This window comes from Pseudomonas salomonii (assembly GCF_900107155.1).
Taxonomy (GTDB): domain Bacteria; phylum Pseudomonadota; class Gammaproteobacteria; order Pseudomonadales; family Pseudomonadaceae; genus Aquipseudomonas; species Aquipseudomonas salomonii.
The window spans coordinates 232,144-244,034 of sequence record NZ_FNOX01000012.1 but is presented as its reverse complement, the minus strand read 5'-3'; the positions used below and the strand labels follow the sequence as shown (position 1 = coordinate 244,034).

Annotated in this window: 12 protein-coding genes; 9 read left to right on the top strand and 3 right to left on the bottom strand. The window is 48.5% G+C overall.

Going from position 1 to position 11,891, the window contains the following annotated elements:
• The first annotated feature begins 122 nt into the window (after window positions 1-122).
• A complete protein-coding gene (locus BLV67_RS25745) occupies window positions 123-1,508 on the top strand; it encodes an IS4 family transposase (protein ID WP_069786347.1) in 1,386 nt (461 codons plus the stop codon).
• Here BLV67_RS25745 and queD read toward each other — a convergent pair.
• From queD to dbpB (BLV67_RS25730), 3 genes are read right to left on the bottom strand one after another with little or no spacing between them, the layout of a single operon-like run.
• The gene (gene queD, locus BLV67_RS25740) at window positions 1,501-1,875 is read right to left on the bottom strand and encodes a 6-carboxytetrahydropterin synthase QueD (protein ID WP_074854548.1); all 375 of its coding nucleotides are present in this window, start codon (window positions 1,873-1,875) and stop codon (window positions 1,501-1,503) included. The genes BLV67_RS25745 and queD overlap by 8 nt on opposite strands.
• Before the next feature lie 44 nt (window positions 1,876-1,919).
• On the bottom strand, window positions 1,920-2,357 hold the full coding sequence (locus tag BLV67_RS25735; RefSeq protein ID WP_069786346.1) for a hypothetical protein: 438 nt from the start codon (window positions 2,355-2,357) through the stop codon (window positions 1,920-1,922).
• 32 nt (window positions 2,358-2,389) lie between these two features.
• Window positions 2,390-3,445 carry a DGQHR domain-containing protein DpdB gene (gene dbpB / locus BLV67_RS25730; protein ID WP_095974524.1) on the bottom strand — a complete coding sequence of 352 codons (1,056 nt, stop codon included), beginning with the start codon at window positions 3,443-3,445 and terminating at the stop codon, window positions 2,390-2,392.
• A gap of 179 nt (window positions 3,446-3,624) precedes the next feature.
• Here dbpB (BLV67_RS25730) and BLV67_RS25725 point away from each other — a divergent pair, with 179 nt between their 5' ends.
• The 8 genes from BLV67_RS25725 (at window position 3,625) to BLV67_RS32710 (ending at window position 11,808) form a co-directional block, all read left to right on the top strand.
• Window positions 3,625-4,560, top strand: coding sequence for a hypothetical protein (locus BLV67_RS25725; RefSeq protein ID WP_069786345.1), 936 nt, complete (start codon window positions 3,625-3,627; stop codon window positions 4,558-4,560).
• On the top strand, window positions 4,557-5,678 hold the full coding sequence (gene dbpB, locus BLV67_RS25720) for a DGQHR domain-containing protein DpdB (protein WP_029290753.1): 1,122 nt from the start codon (window positions 4,557-4,559) through the stop codon (window positions 5,676-5,678). Before BLV67_RS25725 ends, dbpB (BLV67_RS25720) begins: the two co-directional genes overlap by 4 nt.
• Window positions 5,675-6,973: a tRNA-guanine transglycosylase DpdA gene (dpdA, locus tag BLV67_RS25715; protein WP_069786344.1), complete on the top strand. Its 1,299-nt coding sequence runs from the start codon at window positions 5,675-5,677 to the stop codon at window positions 6,971-6,973. The genes dbpB (BLV67_RS25720) and dpdA overlap by 4 nt, the downstream gene beginning before the upstream one ends.
• Window positions 6,970-8,025 (top strand): DGQHR domain-containing protein DpdB, encoded by a 1,056-nt coding sequence (dbpB, locus tag BLV67_RS25710; RefSeq protein WP_069786343.1) that lies wholly within the window; start codon window positions 6,970-6,972, stop codon window positions 8,023-8,025. Before dpdA ends, dbpB (BLV67_RS25710) begins: the two co-directional genes overlap by 4 nt.
• A gap of 28 nt (window positions 8,026-8,053) precedes the next feature.
• Entirely contained in the window at window positions 8,054-8,755 is a 702-nt protein-coding gene (gene queC, locus BLV67_RS25705; protein WP_069786342.1) for a 7-cyano-7-deazaguanine synthase QueC, read from the top strand.
• Window positions 8,756-8,818: 63 nt separating this feature from the next.
• The gene (queE, locus tag BLV67_RS25700; protein WP_074854547.1) at window positions 8,819-9,454 is read left to right on the top strand and encodes a 7-carboxy-7-deazaguanine synthase; all 636 of its coding nucleotides are present in this window, start codon (window positions 8,819-8,821) and stop codon (window positions 9,452-9,454) included.
• 618 nt (window positions 9,455-10,072) lie between these two features.
• The gene (locus tag BLV67_RS25695) at window positions 10,073-11,071 is read left to right on the top strand and encodes a hypothetical protein (protein WP_141722704.1); all 999 of its coding nucleotides are present in this window, start codon (window positions 10,073-10,075) and stop codon (window positions 11,069-11,071) included.
• A gap of 2 nt (window positions 11,072-11,073) precedes the next feature.
• Window positions 11,074-11,808, top strand: a complete 735-nt coding sequence (locus tag BLV67_RS32710; RefSeq protein WP_074854546.1) for an HAD family hydrolase — start codon at window positions 11,074-11,076, stop codon at window positions 11,806-11,808.
• Window positions 11,809-11,891 lie beyond the last annotated feature (83 nt).

Here is an 11,891-nt window from a genome sequence, read left to right as displayed (position 1 = left end):
GCCCCGAATGGCACTTACTTAACGGCTAACCGGCTGATCTGACTACAAAAAAATGAAAAAAGGCCGCCCTTGGTCTACGGTGATAGTTGCGAACACACACCACTAGAACAAGGACAGCCCGCGTGAATCGTAGACGTCAAATCGTCAGGCATCAACAGCAGCGCATTCAGCAGCACGCAAAAAACAGCAATGCCCATGCGTTCTTTAAGCTGCTAGCCGATCCGGCGCTGCTACAGCGTGTCGAGTCAGTGATGCCCAAGCATCGTCAACGGTTGTTCCCGCCGACTGAAACGCTGTCGATGTTTCTGGCTCAAGCCATGAATGCCGACCGTTCTTGTCAGAAGGCCGTGAATGATTTTTCGATCAAACGCTGCTGTGATGGGCTAAGCCCCAGCAGCGTGTACACCGGCGCTTATTGCAAAGCACGGGCGCGGTTACCGGTAGAGATGGTTTCAACATTGTTGCGCTCCACGGGATCAACGATGAGTAACAACGCGTCACCATCCTGGCGCTGGATGGGGCGTCCGGTGCGCCTCGTAGATGGCACCACGGTGACCCTGCCAGACACTGCGGCGAACCAAGCTGCCTATCCGCAATCGCGTGGTCAGAAAGCAGGACTGGGTTTCCCCATCTGCCGTTTGGTAGGAATCATTTGCCTGGCCAGCGGTGCTGTTTTAGATGCCTCGCTGGGACGTTTTCGAGGCAAAGGTGGCGATGAGCAGACGTTGCTCAGGACGATGCTCGACACTCTGAATCAAGGCGACATTGTGTTGGGCGATGCCTACTACGCAACGTACTTTTTGCTGTGCGAACTGCAACGTCGTGGGATCGACGGTGTTTTCGAACAATATGGCGCTAGGCGACGCAGTACCGACTTTCGGCTCGGGCAATCGCTGGGGCCGGAAGATCATTTGGTTGAGCTGACAAAACCTAGGAATCGACCTTCCTGGATGAGCCAAACTTATTACGACGATGCGCCTGAAACACTGACAGTACGTGAGCTGAAAACCGGCGGAAAAATCCTGGTAACCACCTTGAACTGCCCGCAGCAAGTACCCAAAGCTGGGCTCAAATCACTGTACAAAGACCGTTGGCATGTTGAGCTGGATCTGCGCAATATCAAGACAACGCTGGGGCTTGAAACGTTGAGCTGCAAGACGCCTGGCATGGCTGTAAAAGAGTTATGGGTGTATCTGCTGGCGCATAATTTGATTCGGATGATCATGGCCAAATCCGCGCTATTAGCTGATTGCTTGCCACGCGAGCTTAGCTTTAAACATAGCCTTCAATTATTCCTTGCGATGCGGCAGTACAGCTGCGACGAACAAGACGATAGGGTGCAGGATTTACTCAAGTTGATCGCTAGGAAACGTGTCGGAAACCGGCCGGGACGGATTGAGCCTCGCGCCATAAAACGAAGGCCCAAGCCTTACCCGATGTTGATGCAGACGCGCTCGGCGGCAAGGGCCGAGGTCAGGAAAAATGGACACCCGAAGAAGGTTAAGTAAGTGCCATTCCCTCCGGCCCCCTATAAATACACCCACTTGTACATGTCTCGTGAATACGTATTGCGGATAGTTCGGGAAGCAATGGCTTTAGCTCCTGCCAAACCCAAACAGCTAAAACCTCGCTCGTCGGATTTTCCAGTCCGGGAATTTCATTAAGATAATTGTGATCTAAGCGTTCATACAGAGGCGCGAAAATTTCTTTTATCTCGGAAAAATCCCGGACCCAACCCGACGTTCTATCGACAGGGCCATCAATATATATTGCAATACGAAAGGAATGACCATGCAGACGCCCACATTTGTGCCCTTCTGGCACATTGGGCAGTCGATGAGCGGCCTCAAAAACGAACTCTTTAAAAATCTCCACTGATTCCTCCCGTATCTCACGCGACAAAAAACCAAACAGCTAGACTAAACCTTCCAAGACTCAAGATCGACGCATAACGTTTCAAACAAAAACTCTACAACTTTGGCTCGCCCCTCACCAAGCGCTGATGCAATGGTGATCACGGAAACCAAAATGGAGTTAACAGTGTGCAAATCGGTTACATCACTCAAACAATTCAATATTTCTTCGAATTTCCCCAACATAGCAGTTTGGGAAAAATCTAATGCCTGCACCACATGGGTAGATGGCGTCAGGTAGAGAATATTCGCACGCGTCCGCAAACCGTAAGCTTCAGTCAGCATGCCATACCCTTCCGAAGGGAAAGCTTCGTCCTGCCCTGCAAGCCTTCTCAATGCCTCCTGAAAAGCCATGGACAGATGAAGAATGACTTCTGAGAACTCTTTTACACTGGCGTCACTGGCCAGGGCTGGAGCCAGATCCGAGGAAACCAAAGTAGTCATAATGCCTCCTAAATATTAGTAATGAGCACCAGTTAGCTAGGTACGAGTTCCGAACTTCGAACCACCCTGGTCAAATGATCAGTCAAAAGATGAATATCACCATGTAAATTCTGAACTCCATTCCATGGCCGGTTGCCTGTTTTAAAGGACCACTCTCCCGAATCGAGCGTCCAAGCTGTATATCCTTGTAGCTTTCTAAGGCCTAACTTGAATACTGGGGCCAGTGGCGCTCCTGTAGCACACAACTGCTCCATGACGAACCCCATGGAAATAATCCCCGCGCTATGGACGAGACGAGAGCTTTTAGGTGTGTGACCATGCCAAGCATTTCCGAACACCTCCTGGACCGCCTGGAAAAACTCACTGATGGCCAAGAAACACCGATCCTCACCTCCCGACAACTCAATCACCTCCCGACAGTAACCGTCAGATAAGGAATTCATTACCAGTTTCTGGAGCGACGTATCACCGATGACCCCTGAGGGGTTGGTATGCTGCTTAATCTGTCCTTGCAAAGAAGATCGATCGTCATAATTCAGCATTTCCACGATGCGGGCTGCGCGGGCGCGGGAAGTCATTCTGAATGGAAGGCCGCTGACAGACGGGAGCAGTTCATATACCAGCGACTTCGGTAATGGACTGGTGTTGTTGACGAGAATGAATTGCCGGCGAAGCTCTTCCTGATTTTCACACACAAGAGCAGACACCAGTAACTGGAACGAACTCCCCTCGAGCCCAGCTAACGCAGATAGGCGCTGCTGACCATCCACAACGAACCCAGGAGGGCCGGATGAAATATCCACCTCAATTTCTGCATAGGCTCCATTTCCTTCCACCACCCGGACCCCACTGGTAAACGCTAACACCACAGCATTGGGCATTACCGCATCGGGACGGGAGAGGTAGTCGCGAATCTCTCGTATGTGCTTGGATACCTGTGGCCGCTGAAAGCCATGAAGGGCGCCACGATCATCACGCTTGACTCGGTCGATGCTAGCGATCGCCAAAATCTGCTCAACGGTAGCCGCAAACGATACCACTTGGTGGGTTGGGCTCTGTAACGCCTTGATTGCGCTGAACTTAAGCAATGAGTCTCTTCCTTCATCGAGCGGCCCCCAGAAAGAGGGTAGCAGCAGTATTGAGGCTCTTATACCAACCCTTCCGCATAAAAACTAGCCTAAGCGCATTGGCCCATACAGTTATTAAATGGTAAATTGTCAGCCTCAGATAAATGCAACACCCATCAAAACAGGCCTACAGTTTTCCCATGAGAACCGTCATCATCACCAACTGCACCAATCGAAAACGTCTCGACGGCCTGCCGCCGGTGGTGCTGAACGACGAGTGTTATTCATCGATTGCTGCCATGGCAAAGGCGTGGAAGGGGCAAATAGACGAGCGTCCCACCACTCTGATGGCATCTTCACTTTACGTGGGTAGAAGCGTTTCTGACGCGAGGCGCGTAGCAACGAAGTTGGACGCAAAGCTAATGTTTGCGTCGACCGGCTTAGGGTTGATTGAAGGCGATCAGAGATGTCCACCGTACAACCTGACGGTGGCTCAGGATCCGAATTCTATCATCCCACGTCTCGAAAAATTGGGTGTGTGCGCATCAGATTGGTGGGAAGCCGTGAATGTCACCCAATCAAAGGGAAGCGCCCTAGCGGACCTCGTCAGCCAACCCGACATCGACTTGGTGCTCATTGCCCTCTCTTCAAACTATGTCCAGTTGATAGGCGAAGACCTTGGAAAAATCGGGGACACGCAGATCGACAAGCTCAGAATATTCACTTCGCGCCCAGGCATCGAGATGCTTCCCAGCCATTTACGACGCATCGCGATGCCCTATGACGAACGCCTTGAAACCTCAACACTACCAGGCACTCGCAACGATTTCCCTCAGAGAGCCCTGCGTCATTTCATTGAGATTCTTGAACTGTCGAGTGCTCCTGCTGAGATCGCTCGAAAGAGCGTCAGCGCGGCGATGGATCTTTTATCCCTAGCAAAAACGACCATCCGGCGGCGCGCATCGGACAGTGAAATTGCCTACATGCTTGAGTGTGTGTGGGCTGACTACCAAGGCAGTTCCACCCGATTGTTACGCTACTTAAGGGACGACGCCCTGGTGTCGTGCGAGCAATCGCGCTTTCGGAGGATCTGGCAGGACATCAAAGGTCAAGACAGCATAGAGAGCAAAGCATGACGAGCGAAGATGCGATTGTGGTGCGTGCACTACGCACCACGCAAGGCGACAACCTTGATGTGTATGCATTATTCATCAGGGGATCTGACCTGGTCCGAATTGCCGACATCAGCCGCCTGTCGCGCGAAGACAGCAGCCCCCTCAAGGGTTTTCAGCGCCCCGAGATTAAGAGTCATGTCAAAGGGATCACTGAGTACCTCAATCAGGGAAATGTACTTTTTCCCAATGCAATTATCTTAGCGCTGTCTCCTGACCTGCGTTTTGTTGCAGCACGCGGAAGCAAGCCGACAGGCGACGCGGGGCTTTCGCAAGCGGGTACGCTGACGATCCCTATCAGGGAGGAAGGAATGAGGTCTGCCTGGATCGTGGACGGGCAACAACGCTCATTGGCGTTGGCGAAAGCGGCCAATTCGGATCTTCCTGTGCCAGTGATCGGTTTTGTATCCGACAGCCTGACCACCCAACGCGAGCAATTTATTTTGGTCAACAAGGCCAAACCCTTGCCCACTCGACTGATCAACGAACTACTGCCGGAGACAGGCAGCATCCTTTTGCCCCGCGAACTGAGTGCTCGCAAGGCACCAGCTGAGTTGTGCGGGCTTCTTAGCCGCGATCCCAACTCCCCTTTCCATAAACTCATAAAGCGGTCGTCCGAGCAAAATAGCAAAGCAGTGATCACTGACACCGCTGTAATAACGATGATCCGCAATAGCATCAGTAATCCGTTGGGGGCGTTGGCTCCCTACACCTCCAGCACCGACGGTGCGGCGAACGTTGAGTCCATGTACAACCTACTGACGACCTTCTGGCGGGCAGTGCGTGATACGTTTCCAGAGGCGTGGGCACTTGAATCCAAGAGCAGTCGACTCATGCACTCAGCGGGGATCATCGCCATGGGCGTGCTTATGGATCGGATCTACGCCAAAATCGGTGGTCAGCGCGAAACCTACGAAGCCGTGCTACAAGAACTGGCCAGAGTAGCCCCTTATTGCGCATGGACAACAGGTCAGTGGCCGATGATTAATGTCCAGTGGAATGAAATCCAAAGCACCCCTCAAGATATCAAGGCGCTGCAAGAAACCTTGATCCGCCTCTATATGACCAGCGCTCACCAATGAAATTTTTATACGCCGACACCCAAGACTACGTAGACCCGGACTACGATTTCATCAACGATCGAAATGCGCCGGGCCGGAAGAGATACTGGGATGACCAGTATGCGCACGAAATGATGACCCCCGTCCCTTATGATGGGCTCTTGGTCTCGATGAGCGCAGTGCGACCTGCAAATGGCGTCGCTAATTCAAAGGTTCGGTACTCGACTTCCGAGCAGCAGCGCTTCCTCAGAGAAGGCGCGCGCAAATTTCTACGACTCGATGGCATCCAGTTCAAAGATACGATGGTCCTAGGTGACTGCGGGGCTTTCGCCTATGTAGAGCACCCTACCCCTGCGTATAGCCCAAGCGAAGTAGTAGAGTTCTACTCAGACGCGGGATTCACCCACGGCTGCTCGCCGGACCACATCATATTCAACTGCGACTCCAGCAATCCTCCAGCATTGAGCCAGTCGGAAGATGTGCTGTTTCGGTACGAAATCACGCTCAAAAATGCGCAAGAGTTTCTGCGTTTAGTGAAGGAGGCGGAATGGCCTTTCGAACCTCTTGGAGCGGTACAGGGTTGGTCTCCTCAAAGCATGGCGAACGCTGCAAAACAACTCGAAGACATGGGTTATCGCTACTTGGCGATCGGAGGTCTAGTACCTTTGAAAGTCGATCAAATCCATGAGGTTCTGAAAGAGCTTCGAGCGGTCCTTAAGCCCGAGACAAATATTCATCTACTGGGGTTTGCTAAAGCCGAGAACATCCATGAATTCACCGGATATGGCATTACCAGTTTTGACTCAACCTCCCCCCTTATACGCGCATTTAAAGATGCGAAGTGTAATTATTACATGGGCAACAATACAAGCAAACTGGACTACTACACAGCTATCCGCATTCCTCAGGCGATTGAAAATCCGCGCCTGATGCAAGGAATAAAAAAAGGCACTCTGAGCGCAGAAGATTTACAAATCAAAGAAAAAGCGGCGTTGCTAGCGATCCGCGACTACGATAAAAACCTGCTCGACTTTGATTCAACTTTAGCCGTGCTAGTAGACTATCTCCGACTGACTCTTTCCGGATCGATATCATCATCAATAGAGATGGAAAAAGAAATCGCCAAGCATGTCCGACTAATCTCACCCACGCTGAGAGATAAACCGTGGCAAAAATGCCAATGTTCGATTTGTCAGTCAGCGGGTATTGAAACTATTATCTTTCGAGCCAGCAATCGAAACAAAAGACGCGGATTTCACAACTTAGGCGTGTACCACCGCCACCTTCAGAAAACTCTGGAACTTTCGAAACAATGATCTATCGATTTAAGGGTGTGCGCGCCCAACAGGCCTCCGGGCATGATGTATTTTCGTTTGCGGCCACTCCAAATGAAATTTTAGATTTTTCTGAAATTGAGAGAGTCGGCCGCGACGAAGAAGGCCACCTCAAAGGCTTTCAACGCCATCAAGTCGCGTCGCACATCAGAGATATTCGCGACTATCTTCAGCGCGACGATGCATTGCTCCCCAACGCAATTATCCTGGCTTTTCTCGACGGAGTCACGATCAAAGACCTTGGTGAGGGTATTGTAGAAATCGTTATTGATGCTACCGAAGCCAAACCAGGCTTCGTGGTCGATGGACAGCAACGACTGAGCGCCCTTGCGACGATGGAGAAACCGGGATTCCAGGTATTCGTATCGGCATTGATTTGTAAAGACTACAACGAACTGCGACAGCAGTTTGTACTCGTTAACAATACGCGACCGCTGCCAAAATCGCTGATCTATGAGCTTTTACCGACTGTTGACGGCCTGCCTGAACGGTTCACCAGTCGTAAGTTTGCTGCTCGCATTATTGATTTATTGAATTTTTTACCTAACTCCTCCTTATTTGGTGAGATCAAGCAACATACGAATCCTAGAGGAGTACTAAGCGACATGGCGATGCAAAAGTTCGTGATGAACTCTGCTAATGATGGCGCGATTCGTAGCTTCATGAAGTTTGATGACTTTGAGGGGCGCAGCATCGAACTCATCAACAACTTTTTCCATGCAGTTCGTGTAGTTTTCAAATCGGAATGGGAAGGACTAGCGCCCAGGAATTCACGTTTGAAGCATGGAGCGGGCCTGGTTTCTTTGAGCTTCGTTATGGAGTTGCTTTACTCCGATCAAGGCACGACCAGCAAGGAAGGCTTTATCAAAGGTCTAAAACTTTTGAAACCTCATACGGCATGGACAAGTGGCGATTGGCACATTTCTGAAACCGACCGCCGCCCCTGGAATGGTATCCAGAACACGCCCACTGATATCGGACTACTAACTAAATATCTGACCGAAAAACTCAAGCAAGAACTGAAACGGCGCTAAATCCAGACCCAACTCCGAGGAGAAAAGTATGCACACCAAAGCCTTAGTTTTATTCTCAGGCGGACAAGACTCAACCACTTGCCTCGCTTGGGCCTTGGAACGGTACGAGCACGTCGAGACCATTGGCTTCGACTATGGTCAAAGACATCGAATCGAACTCGAATGTCGGCTGAATATCCTGCAGGAGATACGTAACAGATTTCCGAATTGGGCCCAGCGACTCGGAGAGGATCATGTGCTCGACCTCAAGTTGCTCGGCCAAATCAGCGATACGGCAATGACCGCTGAGAAAACCATAGAATTTGAAGAAAATGGGCTTCCCAATACATTTGTACCCGGAAGAAATCTGCTGTTTTTGACGTTCGCAGCCACTATTGCGTACCGACGGGGCCTCACAGTGCTAGTCGGGGGAATGTGCGAAACCGACTACTCAGGCTACCCAGACTGCCGGGACAACGCCCTCAAGGCCACCCAGGTGGCCTTGAGCCTCGGAATGGATGCTCCGGTGATCATTGAAACTCCCTTGATGTGGCTCAATAAAGCTCAGACCTGGCGTTTGGCTGAAGACCTAGGCAGTCAAGATTTTGTCAAACTGATTCAAGAAGAGTCCCATACCTGCTACCTGGGAACTCGACAGCAGAAACATGAATGGGGCTACGGGTGTGGAACGTGCCCAGCTTGCGAACTGCGCAAAACTGGATATGAGCAGTACATTCAAGAACGAGATTGACGATGGTTCAGCGGTGGTGGATCAAAAAACCCGCCACCCATCTGAATCAGGTGAGTAAACCAAATGACTTACAGTATCAAAGAAATGTTTTACACCCTTCAGGGGGAAGGTAACCAAGCGGGTCGACCTTCGGTATTCTGCCGATTTTCAGGATGTAACCTCTGGTCGGGCCGGGAACAGGACAGAGCAAACGCGGTCTGCACATTCTGCGACACCGACTTTGTGGGAACAGATGGTGAAGGCGGGGGTAAATTCAAGAACGCTGAAGCCCTCGCCCATGCCATTGATTCGTTCTGGCCTATATCCCATCAAGATCATAAGTACGTGGTATTGACGGGGGGAGAACCACTGCTTCAGGTAGATGACGCATTGATAAACGCACTGTACAATCTTAACTTCTGCATTGCTGTTGAAACCAATGGCACCATCGTAGCTCCCTTAGGTATAGATTGGCTTTGTGTAAGCCCCAAATCGAATGCTGCACTTAAAATAACTACTGGAGACGAACTTAAACTTGTCTACCCACAAAAAAACTCAACACCAAGCATGTTTGAACATTTAGATTTCAAACACTTTTATCTTCAGCCTATGGACGGATTGAAAATCGTAGAAAACACTGAGACGGCGATACGATATTGCAAAAGCAATCCTAAATGGAAGCTTAGCTTACAATGTCACAAAATCTTAGCCATTCCTTAACCCCGACACTGCCCCCATAACAAAAAACACTAATTGCTCTCGCGATAGCCCCGCCTTCAAAAACACCGACTCCGTAGAAGCAACGAAAGCAATATATCCACTTTAGACTATCTACTATTAAAAACCATTACCTAAATAAACCAGTAAAAATCAACCCTCCACGCTCCAAAACGAACTTAAATAACCTAGATAGCAACATCGCGTAATTCAACATGAAAAACATCGTAGCGTGGAGTTTCACTAAAACGCTCCATAAAGATCATAACCGAGAGAAATTGAGCCTAAGAGATAATACTGCCTATTCGAAAATACATTTAAGATTTAGCTCAATTACCCCCTTGAATGTACCTATTTTTCGTGACTCCCAGACACCCCGAATTCTGGGTACAACCTTCGATTGGTAATGCCGGACTGCAACCCGCTCACACCGGAATCGCATCATAGCCACTGGTCACTACTGCGGATTCCACAATGGGTGATAGGACTGTAATGAAGCTTCGCTATTGAGGTCGCAACCCTTTTTTGATAAATTGGGAACCGAATACCGCCGAAATACCAAGTAACTATAAATCAACTTTTAAAAGCTCAATATAACTGCCATCAAAAGAGATTTTACGAATGCCTTTTCAGAAACCTCTATCCAGAATACTTACAACTTTAGGATCTTGGGCATTAACAATGGCAAAAAAACTCGCCCTGAACAATGCTCAGGAGGAGTTCAAAAATCGATTACGACATAAGCTATGGTTTGTCGTAGACATACCTCTTTTTATTGATGAAAAAGCCGTAAAAAAATTACACGACGCACTAAACCGCCCAGAATTCGAGATAAAATCAAGAAAGGCAAACATATCATCAGTAAACATGACCGAATACAATAGTGAAATTACAGGGGGTGGTGAAATAGGCCTCGCCCCCTTCATGAAGTCGTCAACCACTACAAAGTTTGGCCAAAAACGAAGCTCCAGCACAAGCAAAGGCGCCGAGATCAGCCAAGAAAAAAACGATTCCGCTGAAATGCAATTTGAAAAGATAATAAATTTTTATGCAAACAACTATCCAAACAGAATTTTTTGGGCAAAAACCGATCTTACGGAAGTGTTCAACACCGAAGGACTTTCTCTTTCGTGGACAGAAGTATCAGAACTAATAAATACTCCCGCCCCGCGCCCTCTCATAATATTTGAGGTACCTATCGGATCCAAAATAGTACCCATGGCGGCAGAAACAGAGGATGGTAAACTTATAGAAATCTATAAGGACTTTATAAACAACACAAAAAACGGCAAAAAAATCCCCCAATACAGTTCCATCCCTGCACAAGCACAGATATATTGGGGAAGTTTAGAAAAACACTTCGAGTCATCAGTCGCAATGAAATCCGTAGAAAACGCGACAAAAGACGGGGGCCGAATTGACTGGATAGACTATCGACTTATTTCTCGAGTTGGAAATCAAATTATACCAATTCATCTACACTTAGCCCCAAAAGGAGGATACAGTACTGGTACGTTCGCATATCAAACAATACGTCGCGGACATAAACATGGAATCAAGATAATCGGCACCCTAAAGCAAGGTGAAGACATTAACGTATTAGCAATTTACGAGAATTAAACATGACTATTCTCTGGGTAAGCGATGCTGACAATACTCTTTGGGACACTGATAATATTTATGCTGCAGCACAATTAAAATTACTATCAGAAATCGAAGAAAACCTTGGCATAAAATTCGATAAAGCCAACAAACTTAGTTATATAAGAGAAGTAGATCAGCATATTTCAAAACGACATCACCTAGGGCTAAGGTATCCTACAGAGCTATTGATATCGGCACTAAAAAAAAGACTTATCGGTACTCCCATACAGGCAGCAGTTAAGTACTCATTGGCTTCAGGGTTAGAAAGTAGCGATAGCTTTTCTAAACACACAGCCCAAATATTTTACAATGACATAAGCGTTACTCCACCATTAAGAAACGGGGTAACGGAGGGATTAGAAGCACTTCACAGTAACGGGGCGACAGTAGTTATTGCCACGGAAGGATCTATAACAAGAATCAAACGACATCTTAACGAACATAACATTTCGCACCTTGTGGCACTATCCCTTGAAGGCACCAAATCCGCAGTATTTTATCAAAGGATCGCCAAGCTATATCAAAGCAAAGAAGCATGGTCCATAGGTGATCAACTAACACGTGATGTTATCCCTGCATTGGAAGCCGGCTTTAACACAATTTATTTTCCTGGCGGCTTTAACCCTTTCTGGCAAAAAAATCACACTCTGCCGAATGAAACCATAGCAGTTACTAGTTACAATTCCGGCGTACAATCGGCAATAAACCCTTAAGTCAAATTATCTAAAAATATTAATTATCATTACCTCCCACAACTTGCAAAATAACTCTAGCCTCCTTCGAATAAAATCGTCAA

What these genes read in the sequence shown, in the direction of transcription:
- BLV67_RS25735 (WP_069786346.1), bottom strand. Translation starts at nt 2,357, where the DNA reads ATGACTACTTTGGTTTCCTCGGATCTGGCTCCAGCCCTGGCCAGTGAC.
- BLV67_RS25725 (WP_069786345.1), top strand. Translation starts at nt 3,625, where the DNA reads ATGAGAACCGTCATCATCACCAACTGCACCAATCGAAAACGTCTCGAC.
- dpdA (WP_069786344.1), top strand. Translation starts at nt 5,675, where the DNA reads ATGAAATTTTTATACGCCGACACCCAAGACTACGTAGACCCGGACTAC.
- BLV67_RS32710 (WP_074854546.1), top strand. Translation starts at nt 11,074, where the DNA reads ATGACTATTCTCTGGGTAAGCGATGCTGACAATACTCTTTGGGACACT.
- dbpB (WP_029290753.1), top strand. Translation starts at nt 4,557, where the DNA reads ATGACGAGCGAAGATGCGATTGTGGTGCGTGCACTACGCACCACGCAA.
- queC (WP_069786342.1), top strand. Translation starts at nt 8,054, where the DNA reads ATGCACACCAAAGCCTTAGTTTTATTCTCAGGCGGACAAGACTCAACC.
- dbpB (WP_069786343.1), top strand. Translation starts at nt 6,970, where the DNA reads ATGATCTATCGATTTAAGGGTGTGCGCGCCCAACAGGCCTCCGGGCAT.
- queE (WP_074854547.1), top strand. Translation starts at nt 8,819, where the DNA reads ATGACTTACAGTATCAAAGAAATGTTTTACACCCTTCAGGGGGAAGGT.
- BLV67_RS25695 (WP_141722704.1), top strand. Translation starts at nt 10,073, where the DNA reads ATGCCTTTTCAGAAACCTCTATCCAGAATACTTACAACTTTAGGATCT.